The 17,159-nt window shown below is 73.1% G+C and carries 14 protein-coding genes; 6 read left to right on the forward strand and 8 right to left on the reverse strand.

The window, feature by feature from the left end; translation table 11 throughout:
• Window positions 1-103: 103 nt before the first annotated feature.
• On the reverse strand, window positions 104-1,279 hold the full coding sequence (locus AB0I16_RS25490; RefSeq protein ID WP_363251871.1) for a prephenate dehydrogenase: 1,176 nt from the start codon (window positions 1,277-1,279) through the stop codon (window positions 104-106).
• A 190-nt stretch (window positions 1,280-1,469) separates the two neighbouring features.
• Here AB0I16_RS25490 and hppD point away from each other — a divergent pair, with 190 nt between their 5' ends.
• The 3 genes from hppD to AB0I16_RS25505 are packed head-to-tail and all read left to right on the forward strand — an operon-like array spanning window position 1,470 to window position 6,111.
• A complete protein-coding gene (gene hppD / locus AB0I16_RS25495; RefSeq protein ID WP_363251872.1) occupies window positions 1,470-2,573 on the forward strand; it encodes a 4-hydroxyphenylpyruvate dioxygenase in 1,104 nt (367 codons plus the stop codon).
• Window positions 2,554-3,711, forward strand: coding sequence for an alpha-hydroxy acid oxidase (locus AB0I16_RS25500; protein ID WP_363251873.1), 1,158 nt, complete (start codon window positions 2,554-2,556; stop codon window positions 3,709-3,711). Before hppD ends, AB0I16_RS25500 begins: the two co-directional genes overlap by 20 nt.
• 42 nt (window positions 3,712-3,753) lie before the next feature.
• On the forward strand, window positions 3,754-6,111 hold the full coding sequence (locus tag AB0I16_RS25505; protein ID WP_363251874.1) for an excinuclease ABC subunit UvrA: 2,358 nt from the start codon (window positions 3,754-3,756) through the stop codon (window positions 6,109-6,111).
• 72 nt (window positions 6,112-6,183) lie between these two features.
• Here AB0I16_RS25505 and AB0I16_RS25510 read toward each other — a convergent pair whose 3' ends face one another.
• From AB0I16_RS25510 to AB0I16_RS25520, 3 genes are read right to left on the reverse strand one after another with little or no spacing between them, the layout of a single operon-like run.
• The gene (locus tag AB0I16_RS25510) at window positions 6,184-6,930 is read right to left on the reverse strand and encodes a succinate dehydrogenase/fumarate reductase iron-sulfur subunit (protein WP_363251875.1); all 747 of its coding nucleotides are present in this window, start codon (window positions 6,928-6,930) and stop codon (window positions 6,184-6,186) included.
• Entirely contained in the window at window positions 6,927-8,885 is a 1,959-nt protein-coding gene (locus AB0I16_RS25515) for a fumarate reductase/succinate dehydrogenase flavoprotein subunit (RefSeq protein WP_363251876.1), read from the reverse strand. The genes AB0I16_RS25510 and AB0I16_RS25515 overlap by 4 nt, the downstream gene beginning before the upstream one ends.
• 3 nt (window positions 8,886-8,888) lie before the next feature.
• Complete coding sequence (locus AB0I16_RS25520) at window positions 8,889-9,596, reverse strand: succinate dehydrogenase (RefSeq protein WP_363251877.1); 708 nt, start codon at window positions 9,594-9,596, stop codon at window positions 8,889-8,891.
• Between the two features lie 96 nt (window positions 9,597-9,692).
• Between AB0I16_RS25520 and AB0I16_RS25525 the strand changes: the two genes are divergently transcribed.
• Window positions 9,693-10,568, forward strand: coding sequence for a LysR substrate-binding domain-containing protein (locus AB0I16_RS25525; RefSeq protein ID WP_363251878.1), 876 nt, complete (start codon window positions 9,693-9,695; stop codon window positions 10,566-10,568).
• A gap of 1 nt (window position 10,569) precedes the next feature.
• Here AB0I16_RS25525 and AB0I16_RS25530 read toward each other — a convergent pair whose 3' ends face one another.
• The 4 genes from AB0I16_RS25530 to AB0I16_RS25545 all read right to left on the reverse strand — a co-directional run bounded on the left by AB0I16_RS25530 (window position 10,570) and on the right by AB0I16_RS25545 (window position 15,501).
• A complete protein-coding gene (locus AB0I16_RS25530; RefSeq protein ID WP_363251879.1) occupies window positions 10,570-11,337 on the reverse strand; it encodes a VOC family protein in 768 nt (255 codons plus the stop codon).
• Between the two features lie 3 nt (window positions 11,338-11,340).
• On the reverse strand, window positions 11,341-13,476 hold the full coding sequence (locus AB0I16_RS25535; protein WP_363251880.1) for an EAL domain-containing protein: 2,136 nt from the start codon (window positions 13,474-13,476) through the stop codon (window positions 11,341-11,343).
• On the reverse strand, window positions 13,473-14,285 hold the full coding sequence (locus AB0I16_RS25540) for an SAM-dependent methyltransferase (RefSeq protein ID WP_363251882.1): 813 nt from the start codon (window positions 14,283-14,285) through the stop codon (window positions 13,473-13,475). Before AB0I16_RS25540 ends, AB0I16_RS25535 begins: the two co-directional genes overlap by 4 nt.
• A gap of 202 nt (window positions 14,286-14,487) precedes the next feature.
• A complete protein-coding gene (locus AB0I16_RS25545; protein ID WP_363251883.1) occupies window positions 14,488-15,501 on the reverse strand; it encodes an SCO0930 family lipoprotein in 1,014 nt (337 codons plus the stop codon).
• 269 nt (window positions 15,502-15,770) lie between these two features.
• On the opposite strand from AB0I16_RS25545, the gene AB0I16_RS25550 reads away from it, so the two are divergent.
• Together AB0I16_RS25550 and AB0I16_RS25555 are read left to right on the forward strand one after the other, a co-directional pair.
• On the forward strand, window positions 15,771-16,358 hold the full coding sequence (locus tag AB0I16_RS25550) for a hypothetical protein (protein ID WP_363251885.1): 588 nt from the start codon (window positions 15,771-15,773) through the stop codon (window positions 16,356-16,358).
• Window positions 16,359-16,373: 15 nt separating this feature from the next.
• Entirely contained in the window at window positions 16,374-17,138 is a 765-nt protein-coding gene (locus AB0I16_RS25555) for a hypothetical protein (protein WP_363251886.1), read from the forward strand.
• Window positions 17,139-17,159: the final 21 nt, after the last annotated feature.

Here is a 17,159-nt window from a genome sequence, read left to right on the forward strand (position 1 = left end):
GACGCTCAGAGTCACACGAATCCCCACGGTCCACCAACGTCGTCCAACCGCATGTTTCGCACACTTGGACATGACCGGACGCAACCGGACACGCCCGCCGCCGTCAGGCGGTCGGAATCCGCGTTTCCCTGTGCCCCTTGCTCCCCTCGCGCACCGGGTGGCCGCCGTCCTCCCGTACGGCGTCCCAGCCGTCCGCGGCGAGCGCGGTCACGAGCCGGTCGGCGGTCCCTGCCGGTGCGGCGAACCGCACGGTGAGCCCCTGCCCCGCGCCGGAAATGTCCGCGCGGGCGTCCTCCGCGGTGCCGCCCAGGTCCGCCGCGGCGGCGATGAGCCGCGCCAGCTCGCCGGGGCGCTCCGCGACCCTCACCAGCACGCCGTGCCGCTCCCGGGCGACGCCGCCGGGGCCGTCACCGGTACGGGCGTGCCCCGCCGCCGGAATGCCGGCGAGCCCGGAGATGCCGCGGTCGAGCAGGTCCACCAGGGTCCGCATGCCGAGGTCCCGCTCGGCCTCGCCGCCCCCGGCGAGCGCGTCCACCGCCGGTACCAGGCGGGACAGGTCGGCGTGCAGGTCCTTGAGCACGCCCGCGACGGCCGGGGCGTTGGCCTGGAGGATGTCGCCCCAGAGCCGGGAGTCGCCCGCGGCGATGCGGGTGGCGTCGCGCAGCCCCTGCCCCGCGACCCGCGCGAGTCCGGCGGGCCCCTCCCCCAGTCTGGCCGCCATCAGGCTGGCCATCAGATGCGGCACGTGGGAGGTGACGGCCACGGCGGCGTCGTGGTCGCCGCTGTGCATCACGACCGGGTGGGCGTCGCAGAGCGCGACCAGCTCAAGGGCCCGCTCGAAGGCTTCGTCGGAGGTCAGCCCGGACGGTGTGAGCACCCAGTTGCGGCCCTCGAAGAGGTCGGCCCGCGCGGCGAGGGGCCCGGACCGCTCACGGCCCGCCAGGGGGTGGCCGCCGACGTAGCGGGCGGGTTCGGGGGCGCGGCGCAGCGCGGCCCGCTCGGGCCCGGCCTTCACGCTCGCCACGTCGGTGTAGGCACGGGCGACGCCGCGCTCCTGTGCCTCGGTGAGGACGGCGCCGACCTGGCTGGGCGGGACGGCGATGACGGCGAGGTCGACGGGTTCGCCGGGCGGGCGCGCCAGGCCGGCGCCCAGGGCCGCGGCCGTCCGTTCGGCGGCCGGGTCACGGTCGGAGAGGAACACCGTCACGCCCCGCCGGCTCACGGCGAGCGCCACGGAGGTACCGATGAGGCCGGTGCCGACGACGGCCATGGTGCGCATCACTGAACATCACCCGTTCGAAAAGTACATCGCCCATAAACCGAAAGGCCGCCCACTTTATTCTGGCCGGTTCCCGCGGGCAAAGCGGGCCGTCCATCCCGTATCTCGCGTCCATTTCCTTCGTGGTCGGACACGAGGTCCGGATCGTAGAGTCCCAGAAACTCATTTCTCTCCGGATCTGGAGACATTCATGAGCTCTTTATCGACGGCGGAGAATCCGCTGGCTGATCTCTCGATCGACCATGTCGAGATGTACGTCGAGGATCTGGAGGCGGCGCGGTCGTCCTGGGTCGACGGGTACGGCTTCACCGTGGTCGGCACGGGCACCTTCGCGGACCACCGGGGCGTCGCGCTGCGCCAGGGCCGGATCACGCTGGTCCTCACCCAGGCGACGTCGGAACAGCACCCCGCGTCGGCGTACGTGATGGGTCACGGCGACGGCGTCGCCGACATCGTCCTGCGCACCGCCGACCCCGAGGCGGCCTACCGCGCCGCGCTGGCGCGAGGCGCCCTCGCGCACCGCGAGCCCGAACGGCACACGGGCGGCGGCCCCGCGGTCACGGCGGCGGTCCGCGGCTTCGGGGACGTCGTGCACACCCTCGTCCAGCGCGCGCCCGGGGAGGGCCCGGGGCTGCCCGTCGGCTACGTCCCCGTGCCGCCCGCGCCCGGCGGACCGGCCCGTGACGCGGGCCTGTCCGAGCTCGACCACGTCGCGGTGTGCCTGAACGCGGGCGACCTCGGCCCGATGGTCGACTACTACTGCCGGGCCCTCGGCTTCCGCGACATCTTCCAGGAGCGCATCGTCGTCGGCGCCCAGGCGATGGAGTCGACGGCCGTGCAGAGCGCGTCGGGCACCGTGACGCTGACGCTCATCGAGCCGGACACCTCGGCCGCGAGCGGGCAGATCGACGAGTTCCTCAAGAGCCATCAGGGCGCGGGCGTGCAGCACCTGGCGTTCTCCGCGCACGACGCGGTGGACTCGGTGCGGGACCTCGGCGCGCGCGGCGTGGGCTTCCTGCGCACCCCGTCCTCGTACTACGACCTGCTCGGCCGGCGGGTCGCGCTGAGCGCGGAGCGCCTCGCGGACCTGCGGGCGACCAACGTGCTCGCCGCCGAGGACCACGACGGGCAGCTCTTCCAGATCTTCACCGCGTCGACCCATCCCCGGGGCACGCTGTTCTTCGAGATCATCGAGCGACGCGGCGCCGAGACCTTCGGCAGCGCGAACATCAAGGCGCTGTACGAGGCCGTGGAGCTGGAGCGGACCAAGCAGCGTGGCTTCCACCAGCGTTGAGCCGCCGCCGGGGCCGGTCACCGGTCTCGACGACGTGCACTGCCTGGCCGACGTGGAGCGCGCCGCCGCCGTCCTGCCCGCGGACGTCAGGGACTTCGTGGGCGGGGGCAGCGGTGCCGAGGTGACGCTCGACGCCAACCGCGCGGCCCTGGACCGGGTCCTGCTCGTCCCCCGCGTCCTGCGGGACGTCTCGCGGTGTGCGACGGAGACGTCCCTGCTCGGCTGCCCGAGCCGGCTGCCGGTGGCTCTCGCGCCCGTCGCCTACCAGCGCCTGCTGCACCCGGAGGGCGAACTCGCCGCGGCGCGGGCGGCGCGGGCGGCGGGCGTGCCGTTCACCGTGAGCACCCTCAGCAGTGTGCCGGTCGAGCGGCTCGTCGCCACGGGCGCGGCCGTCTGGTTCCAGCTGTACTGGCTGCGGGAGCCGGGGCGCGCCCTCGACCTGGTGCGCAGGGCCGAGGACGCGGGGGCGCGGGCGGTCGTCCTCACGGTGGACGTGCCGTGGATGGGCCGCAGGCTCCGGGACGTGCGCAACCGCTTCGCGCTCCCGGACCATGTGCGCGCCGCCCACCTCGCCCCCGGCCCCACGGCGGCGCACCGGGTCCTCGCGGGTGCCGCGTCCGCGCTGGCCGCCCACACCGAGGCGTCGTTCTCCCCGGCCCTGACCTGGTCAGCGGTCGAGGAGCTGCGGGCGGTGACGCGGCTGCCGCTGGTCTTGAAGGGCGTCCTGGCGGCGGAGGACGCGGTGTGTGCCGCCGAGTGCGGGGTGGACGCGGTGGTGGTGTCCAACCACGGGGGCCGCCAGCTGGACGGCGCGGTGCCGAGCGCCGTCGCGCTGCCGGAGGTCGTGGCGGCGCTGGCGGGCCGCTGCGAGGTGCTGCTCGACAGCGGCGTCCGCTCCGGGACGGACGTGCTCAGGGCCCTGGCGCTCGGCGCCCGCGGCGTCCTGCTCGGCCGTCCCGCGCTGTGGGGCCTGGCACTGGCGGGCGAGGCGGGGGTGCGGCGGGTCCTCGACCTGCTGGCGCTGGAGTTCCGCGACGCGCTGGGCCTCGCGGGCTGCGCGGACGTCCCGGCGGCGGCGCGGCTGCGCACGGTCCTCGACGAGCGGGCCCCCCGACTCGCGCGGACGGCCCCGGCCTAGAATCGTGGGGTTTGTCCCCGAGCCGCGTACGGAGCACCGCCCATGCACAGCCCTCACGATCCGTTCGTACGCGTCCGGGGTGCCCGGGAGCACAATCTGCGGGGCGTCGACGTGGATGTTCCGCGTGACGTGCTCGCGGTGTTCACCGGGGTGTCCGGCTCGGGGAAGTCCTCGCTCGCCTTCGGGACGATCTACGCCGAGGCCCAGCGGCGCTACTTCGAGTCGGTCGCCCCGTACGCCCGCCGGCTCATCCACCAGGTGGGCGCGCCCAAGGTCGGCGAGATCACCGGACTGCCGCCCGCGGTCTCGCTCCAGCAGCGGCGGGCGGCGCCGTCGTCCCGCTCCTCCGTGGGCACGGTCACCACCCTGTCCAACTCCCTGCGGATGCTCTTCTCCCGGGCGGGCGACTACCCCGCGGGCGCCGAGCGGCTGGACTCCGACGCGTTCTCGCCGAACACGGCGGCCGGCGCGTGCCCGGAGTGCCACGGTCTCGGCCGTGTGCACCGCACCACCGAGGAACTGCTCGTCCCGGACGCCTCGCTCTCCATCCGCGAGGGCGCCATCGCCGCCTGGCCGGGCGCCTGGCAGGGCAAGAACCTGCGGGACGTCCTCGACGCCCTCGGGTACGACGTCGACCGCCCGTGGCGCGAGCTGCCCGCGGCCGACCGCGAGTGGATTCTGTTCACCGACGAGCAGCCCGTGGTGACCGTGCACCCGGTGCGCGACGCGGGCCGCATCCAACGCCCCTACCAGGGCACGTACATGAGTGCCCGCCGCTATGTGCTGAAGACCTTCGCGGACTCCAGGAGCCAGACGCTGCGCGCCAGGGCGGAGCGCTTCCTCGCGAGCACCCCCTGCCCGCTCTGCCGCGGCAGCAGGCTGCGCCCGGAGGCCCTCGCCGTCACCTTCGCGGGCCGCACCATCGCCGAGCTGGCCGCGCTCCCCCTCTCCGAGCTCGCGGACGTCCTCGCGGGCGCGGCGGGCGCCTCCGAGACGGCCCGTGTCCTCACCGGCGACCTCCTTGCCCGCATCGCGACCATCACCGAGCTGGGCCTCGGCTACCTCAGCCCGGACCGCGCCACCCCCACCCTCTCGGCGGGCGAGCTGCAGCGGCTCCGCCTCGCGACCCAGCTGCGCTCCGGTCTCTTCGGTGTCGTGTACGTCCTCGACGAGCCGTCCGCGGGGCTGCACCCGGCGGACACCGAGGCCCTGCTCGACGTCCTCGACCGGCTGAAGGGCGCGGGCAACTCCGTCTTCGTCGTGGAGCACCACCTCGACGTCATGCGCCACGCGGACTGGCTCGTCGACGTCGGGCCGCGGGCCGGTGAGCACGGCGGCCGGGTGCTGCACAGCGGTCCGGTGGCGGACCTCGAAGCCGTGCCGGAGTCGGCGACGGCCCGCTTCCTCTTCGCCGGCGCCCCCACGCCGGTGCGCGAGGTCCGCACCGCCACGCACCGGCTGAAGGTCGGCCCGGTCACCCGGCACAATCTGCGGGCGGTGACGGCGGAGTTCCCGCTCGGCGCGTTCACCGCGGTCACGGGCGTCTCGGGCTCGGGCAAGTCCACCCTCGTCGGGGAGATCACCGAGGAGCTGGACGGGGTCGGCCGTCTCGTGCGGGTCGACCAGAGGCCCATCGGCCGCACGCCGCGCTCCAACCTCGCCACCTACACGGGTCTCTTCGACGTCGTGCGCAAGGTGTTCGCGGCCACGGACGAGGCGCGGGAGCGGGGCTACGGCGTCGGCCGGTTCTCCTTCAACGTCGCGGGCGGGCGGTGCGAGACCTGCCAGGGCGAGGGCTTCGTCAGCGTCGAGCTGCTCTTCCTGCCGAGCACGTACGCGCCCTGCCCGGACTGCGCGGGCGCCCGCTACAACCCGGCGACCCTCGACGTGACGTACCACGGGAAGAACATCGCCCACGTGCTCGACCTCACCGTGGAGGCCGCCGCGGACTTCTTCGCGGACACCGGCACGCCCGCCGTCGTCCGCAGCCTGCGCACGCTCCTCGACGTGGGGCTCGGCTATCTGCGGCTCGGCCAGCCCGCCACGGAGCTGTCGGGCGGCGAGGCCCAGCGCATCAAGCTGGCGAGCGAGCTGCAGCGGGCCCGGCGCGGCCACACCCTGTACCTCCTCGACGAGCCCACGACGGGGCTGCACCCGGCCGACGTGGAACTCCTCACCCGTCGGCTGCACGAGCTGGTCGACGCGGGGAACTCGGTGGTCGTCGTCGAGCACGACATGGCGGTCGTGGCGGGCGCGGACTGGGTGATCGACCTCGGCCCCGGCGGCGGCGACCGGGGCGGCGAGATCGTGGCGGAGGGCCCCCCGGCCGAGGTGGCCCGCGCCGGGGGCAGCCGCACCGCGCCGTATCTGGCGCGGGCCCTGGGGCCGGCCCACGGGTGATCACCGGCCCCGGTGGGCGTCCCGCAGCCGCGCCTTCGCCGGTTTGCCGGCCGGCGTGCTCGGCAGCCGGTCCTACCGGCTCACCTTCCGGGTTGCCCGCAGCCACTCCCTGTTCATCGCGGAGATGGACGGCAGCGGAATGCCCTTCGGGCAGGCTGTGGCGCAGGCGCCGGTGAGCGTGCAGCCGCCGAAGCCCTCCTCGTCCATCCGCGCCACCATGTCGAGGACCCGCGTCTCCCGCTCGGGCGCGCCCTGCGGCAGCACGTTGAGGTGGTTGACCTTCGCCGAGGTGAACAGCATGGCGGAGCCGTTGGGGCAGGCGGCGACGCAGGCGCCGCAGCCGATGCACTCGGCGTGCTCGAAGGCGGTGTCGGCGTCCGGCTTCGGCACGGGCGTGGCGTGGGCCTCGGGCGCGGAACCCGTGGGGGCGCTGATGTAGCCGCCGGACTGGATGATCCGGTCGAAGGCCGAGCGGTCCACCACCAGGTCCTTGACGACCGGGAAGGCGGAGGCGCGCCACGGCTCGATGTCGATGGTGTCGCCGTCCTCGAAGGACCGCATGTGCAGCTGGCAGGTGGTGGTGCGCTCGGGACCGTGGGCGTCGCCGTTGATGACGAGCGAGCAGGCGCCGCAGATGCCCTCGCGGCAGTCGTGGTCGAAGGCGACGGGGTCCTCGCCCTTGACGATGAGTTCTTCGTTGAGGGTGTCCAGCATCTCCAGGAAGGACATGTCCCGGGAAATGCCGTCCACCTCGTAGGTGGACATCGCGCCGTCGGCGGCGGCGTTCTTCTGGCGCCAGACGCGCAGGGTGAGCCTCATGCGTAGCTCCGCTGGGTGGGGTGGACGTACTCGAAGACGAGGTCTTCCTTGTGCAGGACGGGGGCGCCGCCGGTGGTGGTGAACTCCCAGGCCGCGGCGTAGGAGAACTCCTCGTCGACGCGGGCGGCCTCGCCGTCGGGGGTCTGGGACTCCTCGCGGAAGTGGCCGCCGCAGGACTCGGCGCGGTGCAGGGCGTCGAGGCACATCAGCTCGGCGAGTTCGAGGTAGTCGACGACGCGGTTGGCCTTCTCCAGGGACTGGTTGAACTCCTCGCCGGTGCCGGGGACCTTGATGCGGCGCCAGAACTCCTCGCGGATCTGCGGGATGCGTTCCAGGGCCTTGCGCAGCCCCGTCTCCGTACGGGCCATGCCGCAGAACTCCCACATGACCTCGCCGAGTTCGCGGTGGAAGGAGTCGGGCGTGCGGTCGCCGTCGACGGCGAGCAGCAGGTTGAGCCGGTCCTCGGTCTCGGCGAGGACGTCCTGGACGACGGGGTGTTCGGCGCTCACCTCGTCGTGGTGCGGGTGGCGCGCGAGGTAGTCGTTGATGGTGGAGGGCAGGACGAAGTAGCCGTCGGCGAGGCCCTGCATGAGGGCGCTCGCGCCGAGCCGGTTGGCGCCGTGGTCGGAGAAGTTGGCCTCGCCGACGGCGAAGAGGCCGGGCACGGTGGTCTGGAGGTCGTAGTCGACCCAGAGGCCGCCCATCGTGTAGTGCACGGCGGGGTAGATCCGCATGGGGACCTCGTAGGGGTTCTCCGCGGTGATCCGCTCGTACATCTCGAAGAGGTTGCCGTACTTCTCCTCGACGGCCTTCCTGCCCATCCGCCGGATGGCGTCGGCGAAGTCGAGGTAGACGCCCTGGCCCCCGGGGCCGACCCCGCGCCCCTCGTCGCACACGTTCTTCGCGGCGCGCGAGGCGATGTCGCGGGGCACGAGGTTGCCGAAGGAGGGGTAGATCCGCTCCAGGTAGTAGTCGCGCTCGTCCTCGGGGATCTGGTGCGGCGGGCGGTCGTCGCCCTTGGCCCTGGGCACCCAGATCCGGCCGTCGTTGCGCAGCGACTCGCTCATCAGGGTGAGCTTGGACTGGTGGTCGCCGGTGCGCGGGATGCAGGTGGGGTGGATCTGGGTGAAGCAGGGGTTGGCGAAGTACGCGCCGCGCCGGTGGGCGCGCCAGACGGCGGTGGCGTTGGAGTTCATGGCGTTCGTCGACAGGTAGAAGACGTTGCCGTAGCCGCCGGACGCGAGGACCACCGCGTCGGCGAAGTAGGTGTCGATCTTCCCGGTGATCAGGTCCCGGGCGACGATGCCGCGCGCCCGCCCGTCGACCACCACGAGGTCGAGCATCTCGGTACGGGGGTGCATCTCGACGTTCCCCGCGGCGATCTGGCGGCTGAGCGCCTGGTACGCGCCGAGGAGGAGCTGCTGCCCGGTCTGGCCGCGGGCGTAGAAGGTGCGGGAGACCTGGACACCGCCGAAGGAGCGGGTGTCGAGGAGTCCGCCGTACTCGCGGGCGAACGGCACGCCCTGCGCGACGCACTGGTCGATGATCTCGACGGAGATCTGCGCGAGGCGGTGCACGTTGGACTCGCGGGCGCGGAAGTCGCCGCCCTTGACGGTGTCGTAGAAGAGGCGGTGGACGGAGTCGCCGTCGTTGCGGTAGTTCTTCGCGGCGTTGATGCCGCCCTGCGCGGCGATGGAGTGGGCGCGGCGCGGCGAGTCCTGGTAGCAGAACTGCACGACGTGGTAGCCCTGTTCGGCGAGTGTGGCCCCTGCGGAGCCGCCCGCGAGACCGGTGCCGACGACGATGACGGTGTGCTTGCGGCGGTTGGCGGGGTTGACCAGCTTCGCCTGGAAGCGGCGGGTGTCCCAGCGGTCCGCGATGGGCCCGCCGGGGGCCTTGGTGTCGGCGAGCGGTCCGCCGGTGGTGTAGTCGGCGTAGGCGCTGGAGTGATTCATGGGTCAGCTCACCAGTCCGGTCATGACGGCGACGGGTACGGAGACGAAGCCGGCGGTCAGCACGAGGGCGAGGCCCGCCGCGAGGGGCTTGAGGACGCGGTCGCGGGTCGCGGTGCCGACGCCGAGGGTCTGTGCGGCGCTCCACAGTCCGTGCCGGACGTGGAAGCCGAGGGCGGTCACGGCGACGATGTAGATGACGTTGCCGTACCAGGTGGAGAAGGTGTCGATGATGTTCTGGTACGGGTGCAGGTGCTCGTAGCCGCCGGGGTGCACCGTGCCGGTCGTCAGGTCGAGGATGTGCCAGACGATGAAGAGGGCGAGGATGACGCCGCCCCAGCGCATGGTGCGGGTCGCGAAGCCCGCGCCGCGCCTCTTGTGGACGTACGCGGTGGGGCGGGCCCTGATGTCGCGGCGGCTGAGCTGGTAGGCGGACGTGGCGTGGGCGACGACGGCGGCGACGAGGACCACGCGGACCAGCCAGAGCGTCCACTCGTCGTGCATGAACGGCTCGCCGACCGTGCGCAGCCAGTGCGCGTAGTGGTTGATCTCGGCGGGGCCGAAGAAGATCTTCAGGTTCCCGATCATGTGCGCGAACAGGTAGAGCAGCATGATGAGGCCGCTCACCGCCATGACGGTCTTCTTGCCGATGGAGGAGTCCCAGAGCGTACGGGTCATGGACGGCCGTTTGTCCGTCCGCGTTGCCAGAGCCATGTCGGGGACGCTACGGCCGCGGCTCCTGATCGGTCCAAGACATGGATCAGCTGATGTTGATAGCCGGGCCCTATCGACGCACGTATCGTGCCGGGTATGCAGTTCCAGCAGCTCCAGTATTTCGTCGCCGTCTCCGAGACCCTGCACTTCACGCGGGCCGCCGAGCGGGTCCACGTCGCGCAGCCGTCGCTGTCCCAGCAGATCAGGGCCCTGGAGAAGGAGCTGGGCGCGGAGCTCTTCAGCCGGGCCCGCGGCAACATCGCGCTCACCGACGCGGGCGAGGCCCTGCTGCCGCTGGCCCGCCGCATCCTCGCCGACGCCGACACCGCCCGCATCGAGGTGCAGGAACTCGCGCAGCTCCGCCGCGGCCGCATCCGCCTCGGGGCGACGCCGAGCGTGTGCACGGGGCTCCTCCCCGAGGTGCTGCGCGCCTTCCACGACCGCCACCCCGGCATCCAGCTGCTCGTCGAGGAGAGCGGCTCCCACGACCTGGTCCGCGAGCTGGCGCGCGGCGCCCTGGACCTGGCGCTCGTGGTCCTGCCACTGCCCTCGCCGTCACCCGCGCTCACCACGGTGGAGCTGCTGCGCGAGGACCTGGTGGTGGTCGCGTCGCCGCGGAGACGCGGCCTGGGCAGGAGGGTGCGGATCGCCGACCTCCAGGGCGAACGGCTCGTGATGTTCCGCCACGGCTACGACCTGCGGGAACTCACCGTCGCCGCCTGCCGCGCGGCGGGCTTCGAGCCGGAGTTCGCGGTGGAGGGGGGCGAGATGGACGCGGTCCTCGGCTTCGTCCGCGCGGGCCTCGGCCTCGCGGTGGTCCCCCGCATGGTCGCCGAACGCTCCGGCGCCGACCTGCGGATGACGCCCCTGGCGGGCCCCGGCCTGCACCGCACCATCGCCCTGGCCCACCGCAGCGACGTCGCCCCGCCCCGGGCGGCACGGGAGCTGCAGCGGATGCTCCTCGATCGCTGAGTCAGCCGCCCGCGGCGCCCGCCCGCCGCCGCACCCGTCCCGTCCTCGGGTCGCGCCCCGTCAGGCAGTACACGCCGCCCGCCGGGTCCCGCATCACCAGCCAGTGCGCGCCGCGGGAGACGAACGTCGCGCCGAGGCCCTGGTGCCAGGCGCGCACCGCGTCCGGGTCGGCGCAGGACAGGTCGAGGTGGGCGCCCGCGGGTCCCGGGGTGTCCAGGCGCTGGAGGAGCAGCCGGACCGGCACGTGTGCGGGCGGCTCCAGGTCGAGGAATTCGGGACGGCTGCCCGGGACCGGCCGCCAGGCCGTGAGGGCCGCCCAGAAGGCGGCCTCCGCGTCGTACGCCTCCGGGGGCACGTCCAGGCACACCTGGTCCAGGAGGCTGAGGGTGCCGTCCGGCGCGGCGGTCGGCGCCGGACGGGATGCCTCGCCCGCCCAGGCGACGAGGCAGAACGACTGGCCGCCCGGTGAGCGGAGCACTTCGAGGCCGGGCTCCGTGTGGAGCGGGGCGGCGCCGAGCCGCCGGGCCTCCTCGGCCGTGGCGGCGGGGTCGTCCACCGCCAGGTCGATGTGCGCGCCGCCGGGTCCCGCCGCCACGGCCTGCGCCTTCAGGCACGCGTCGGCGGGGCCGTGCGGCAGCAGCGTCACGAACTCGCCGTCCGGGCCGCGGGGTGCGGACAGGCGGGTACCGGTGACCGCGGTCCAGAAGGCGCACGCCCGGGGGAAGGCGTCGCGCGGCCGGTCGACGAAGGCGTATGCCCAGCGGATCACGGCTCAGCCCGTCGCGTCGAGGAGCGCCAGCTGGTGCAGGCGGTCCGGTGGTCCCGGCCGGGCGTAGTACCAGCCCTGGGCCGTGTCGCAGCCCAGCTCGCGGAGCTGGTCGGCCTGGTGGCCCGTCTCGACGCCCTCCACCGTGACCGCGAGGTCCAGGCTGTGGGCCAGGGCCACGATGCCCTCGACGATCTTCAGGTCGACGGGGTCGGCGGGGAAGTGCTGCATGCCCTGCGTGAAGGAGCGGTCCAGCTTGAGGACGCTCACCGGGAGCCTGCGCAGGTTGGCGAGGTTGGAGTAGCCCGTGCCGAAGTCGTCGAGCGCGATGTCCACGCCCATCTCGGCGAGCCTGCGCAACGGCTTGAGCAGGTCGTCGTCGGCCCCTATCAACGCGGACTCGGTGACCTCCAGGCAGAGCGCGCCCGGCGCGAGGCCCTCGCGCTCCAGGATGTCGACCGTGTCGGAGACCAGGTTCGGGTGCGTGAGCTGCATCGGCGAGAGGTTGACGTTGACCCGCAGCGGCCCGGCGTCGCTGTGCCGGGTCTCCCACATCCTGGCCTGGCGCACCGACTCCTCAAGGACCCAGCGGCCGAGCGGCACGATGAGGCCGGTGTGCTCGGCGAGCGGGATGAACCGGTCGGGGCCGATGATGCCGTGCTGCGGGTGCAGCCACCGGACCAGCGCCTCCGCGCCGCGCACGCTGCCGTCGCCGAGGTGCACGAGCGGCTGGTACTCGATGAAGAACTCGCCGCGTTCGAGGGCCGCGGGCAGCGCGGTGGTCAGGCCGTGCCGGGTGATGGCGCGGGCGTCGGCCTCGGGGTCGGCGAGTTCGTAGCGGTTGCCGCCGGCGGACTTCGCGCGGTACATCGTGATGTCGGCGCTGCGCAGCACCTCCGCCGCGCCGCGCTCGCCCGCGGGGCCCTCGACGATGCCGATGCTGCCGCGCACGGTCAGCTCGCGGCCGTCGACGCGGACCGGCGTGGCGAGGGCGTTCATGATGCGGCCCGCGAGCTCGTCGACCTCGGTCTCCGTGTCGGGCCCGGTGGTGAGCGCCACGAACTCGTCGCCGCCGAGGCGGGCCACCATCTCGCCGGGCGCGGTCGCGCAGGACTGCAGCCGGTCGGCGACCTCGACGAGCAGCCGGTCGCCCGCCGCGTGCCCGAGGCTGTCGTTGACGGTCTTGAAGCCGTCGAGGTCGAGGTAGCAGAGCCCGAAGCGGGCGTCCTGCCCGGCGGAGAGTGCCTTCTCCAGGCGCTCGAAGAAGAGGGTGCGGTTGGGCAGGCCGGTGAGCGCGTCGTGCGTCGCCTCGTAGCGCAGGCGCAGATTGAGCAGGCGGCGCTCGGTGGTGTCCTCCATCAGCGCGAGCTGGTACTGCGGCACGCCGTCGGCGTCCCGCAGCAGCGACACCGTCAGGTTGGTCCACAGGACGGTGCCGTCGGGGCGGTAGAAGGCCTTCTCCACGCGGTAGTGCTCGCGCTCACCGCGCACCAGTTCCTCGTAGAGCCGCCATACGTGGGGCGAGTCGTCGGGGTGGGTCCACTCGCCCACGTTCCGCCCGCGCAGGTGCTGTTCGAGGCCGCCGAACATGCGGATCAGGGCGTCGTTCACCTCAAGGACCGTGCCGTCGAGGTCGGCGATGCCGATGCCGATCGCGGCGCCGTGGAACACCGCGCGGAAGCGTGCCTCGCTGGCGTGCAGGGCCTCGGCGACGGCACTGCGCGCGCTGAGGGCGGCGCGGGAGATCGCCTCCTGCTCGGCGAGGGTGCGCTCCCGCAGAGCCTGGGCGAAGCCCGCGGCCATGGAGTGCTGGATGCGCGCGCAGCGGGCCCGCAGCTCCTCGCGGGGTCCGTCGCCGCCGCAGTACAGGACCAGGTAGGCCTCGACGCAGTCGAGCGTGCGGCTGAGCGCCTCGGGCTCGGTGCAGTGCGTGCCGACCAGGGCGGCGCCGACGGCCTGGCCCTCCGCCGCGTCGAAGACCCGGTCCTGCAGGGCGTCGCGCAGACGGCGGGCGAGCGGCACCAGTTGCAGCTCGAACTCCGGCCGCGTCAGCGAGGTCGCCGTGGCGGGGAAGATCGCCCGGCTCCAGATGGTGGCGAACCTGCGCAGTCTTCCCTCGGGCCCGTCCGGCTCGCCGCTCAACGCTTCCGCCCCACGCCCGCGAACCCCGAGAAGGAATACGGGTCCTCCTCCTCGGGCGCGGTGTCGGGCCGCCAGTGCGGCATCGGCACCAGGCCGGGTTCCACCATGTCGTATCCCTCGAAGAACCGTGCTATCTCGTCGCGCGAGCGCATGATCAGCGGATTGCGGATGTCCTTGTATACACCGACCGTCCGGCCGGCCTGCTCGGGGGGAACCGGAATCCCTTCGTACGAGGCGTGGGTGAGGACGATCAGGCTGCCGGGGGCGAGTCCGTCCCGCAGCTCCGCGACCGCCGCACAAGGATCGTACGCGTCCTCGACGAAGTGCAGGACGGCGACGAGCAGGAGAGCCGTGGGACGGTCCAGGTCGAGCAGCGCGCCGACCTCGGGGCTGCCGAGGATGTCCTGCGGTTTGCGCAGGTCGGCGGCGATGACCCCGGCGTGGTCGCAGCCGTCGAGCACCGCCTCGCTGTGGGCGACGGCCACCGGGTCGTGGTCGACGTACATGACGCGCGCCTCGTCGTGGGCCTGCCGCGCGACCTCGTGGACGTTGCCGAAGGTCGGGATGCCGGAGCCGATGTCGAGGAACTGGGTGACGCCGTGCGCCACGGCGTAGCGCACCGCGCGCCGCATGAAGGCCCTGTTCGCCTGCATGACCTTCGGCAGGCCCGGCATGAACTCCATGGCCTTGCGGGCCGCCTCCCTGTCCACCTCGAAGTTGTGCGAACCGCCCAGGTAGTAGTCGTAGATGCGGGACACGCTCGGCATCGAGATGTCGATGCCCGGCGGGGCCCAGGCGGGACGCTCCATCAAGACTCCAAGACGTAGGGGATGCGGGGGGCGATCCGTTGTTCGAGGGTGAGGCTACTGATCGCCCGCCAACGGAGCGAGTCAAAACGGAAATTGGTCGTCCGTTCTCGGTCACTGCCTTGGGCAAGTGCCCCGCGACGCACCGCGACCGGCCCGTCCCTCCTCATGATGAGGGGGACGGGCCGGCCGGACCCGTGGGGGGTTACTCGGGGGCGCCCACCGCCTTGCCCTCGGGGCTCGCGGCGTACCAGGTGCCGCCGACGCCCTGCCCGTTGGTGTCGCCGGGCTTCTTGTCGCCGGAGAAGGTGTACAGCGGCCAGCAGTCGATCGTCTGCTGCTTCCCGCCGTCCGGGCGGTCGTAGGTCATGTAGCCCTTCTCGCGGATGCCCTCGGCGTCGGCCTTGGGCACGGGGGCCACGGCGGGCCACTTCTCGGCGCAGGCACCCACGCAGTTCGACCTGATGGGCCAGGCCGAGTCCTTGGTGAAGCGGTAGACCGTCATGCCGTTCTTGTCGACGACGATCTCGCCCAGCTCGGGGTCCTCGCGGGTCGACAGGCCCGCGGGGTCGGCGGGCGCGGTCCCTGCCGGGGCGGGCCCGGCCGCCCGCGCGGACGCCTTCTCGCCGTCGGGGGCCGCGGCGTACCACGTGCCGCCCACGCCCTGCCCCTTGGCGTCACCGGGCCCGGTGTCCTTGGCGTAGCGGTACATCGGCCGGCCGTCGATGGTGAGCTGCTTGGTGCCGTCCGCGGCCGTGACCTCGCCGAGCAGTGACCCGTCGACGCCCGGTGCGGCCTTGGCCCCGTCGGCGGCGACGGCCGGCCAGACCTTGAGGCAGGCCGCGTCGCAGGTGGACTTGGGCGGCTGGGCGGTGTCCTTGTCGAAGCGGTAGAGCGTGAAGCCCCCGCTGTCCGTGACGACCTGGCCGAGCTTCTTGCTGTCCCACACCGCGAGTTGTCCGGCGGCCTTCGGCTCGGCGGCCTCGTCGGCGCCCTTCTCGGCTTCCTTCCCCGCGTCCTTCCCGGCGTCCTTCTCGGTGCCGTAGCCGTCGTCGCCCGCGCCGTAACCGCCCTGGGCCGGCGCCTCGTTGCCCACGTTCCGCCCGTTCGGGGACTGGTCGCCCTTCTCCTGTCCGCACGCCGTCGTCAGGGCCAGCAGGGCCGCAGCCGTCGCTACCAGCGAGGCGCTCCGCCCGGCCCGGTGTGTGGGGTGCCGCATCTCTGAACTCCCGCTGTGCGCTGGGGTGTTGTGGCGCCGATTGCGTCACACATGGCTCTAGGTACGGGCGGAGACCGGCGGCGCGTTCAACGGGGCCGCAAGATTCTTTGCGCGGGGGCCACGACAAGGGGGCACGTCGGAGGCGCCCGGAGGGGTGCGGCCACCCGTGCTCGCGCTCGTCAAACCTCCTGGCGGGCCGTCTCCCCCCTTCGGGTCATTCCGGGGCGGTCACGGCGTGCCGGGCGTGCCCGCCGCCCATGCTCTCCGTCGTGCACGGAACTTATCGGGCCTTACCGCCCCTGGTGACCCGCGTGTTGGCGCTCCTCGCCCTGGCGATACTGATCGGCGCCCCGGCGGCCACCGGCACGGCCAGGGCGGGCGACTGCGGCTACGCGTCCATCGACCAGGGCGGGGGTGCTTCGGGCGGCGACAACTGGGCCGTCGCGGGTGACGGCGCCCACTGCCACGCCGGTCCCACGCACCGGCCGAAGCCGCCCCCGCGCCCCGGACCGCCGCCCACGTCCCCGTCGCCACCCGCGTCTTCACCGCCCCCGCGGTCGGCGACCCCGAAGCCGGCGGTCCAGAAGCCGGTGGTCCCCGAGTCGACGCCCGCCCCGGCGTCTTCGCCGACCCCGACGCCACGCGCGCCCGCACCCGCGCCGCCCGCGGCGAAGCCCGAGCCGAAGCCGAAGCCCACCCCTTCCAGGACGACGGAAAAGCCCCAACCAGTGACCTACCCCTCATACCGCGCCCAACCGCGCAAGTCACCACCCCGCAACGGCCCGTCCATCGTCACGCTCACCCTGCTCATCACGGCGCCCGCGGTACTGGCCGCCGCCGCGCTCCGCCCGCGCTGACCGTCGGAGGTCCCCATGTCGGAATGGCTTGTTCTCACCCTCGCGATGGTGGCCGCATGCGGTGTCGTGCTCATCGTGACCCTCCTGCGGCACCGCAGGACCGGCGAGGACTACGACGCGTCGGACACCCCCGACGTCATCGAGTACATGACCATGATGATCGGCGTCGTCTACGCCATCGTCCTGGGTCTCGCCATCGCGGGCGTCTGGGAGGCCCGCGGCGCCGCACAGGAGTACGTACGCCAGGAGGCCCAGGCGCTGCACGAGGTCTCGGAGCGGGCCGACGCCTATCCGGACGACGTCCGTGACCGTATTCGTGCCGATGTCCACTCCTATGTCAGCCATGTCGTCACCAAGGAGTGGGACACCATGGCCGACAAGGGCGAACTCACCGACCGGGGGCGCCTGTTGCTCCGTCAGGTGCGGCAGGACGTCACCGACTACCGGCCCGCGTCGGACCACGAGGCGCAGACGTACCAGCCGCTCGTCGACGCGGTGGCGGCTGCGGACGACGCCCGCAGCTCCCGCGCGGACAGCACGGGGGCGACCATGCCCGGTGTGGTCTGGTTCGGCCTGGTCATCGGCGGCCTGGTCACCATCGGCATGATCTTCGCCCTGCAGATCCGCCGCACGCCGCGCGAACTGCTCCTCGCCGGCATCTTCTCCGCGCTCTTCGCGTTCCTGCTCTTCCTCATCTGGGACTTCGACTCCCCCTACAGCCGGGGCGTCGCCGCGAACGCGGAACCACTGCGGGAACTGCTCTCGCAGCTCGGCGGCTGAGCCGGCGGGGCCGCTCCCCCG

The organism is Streptomyces sp. NPDC050703, from assembly GCF_040654435.1.
Taxonomy (GTDB): Bacteria; Actinomycetota; Actinomycetes; order Streptomycetales; family Streptomycetaceae; genus Streptomyces.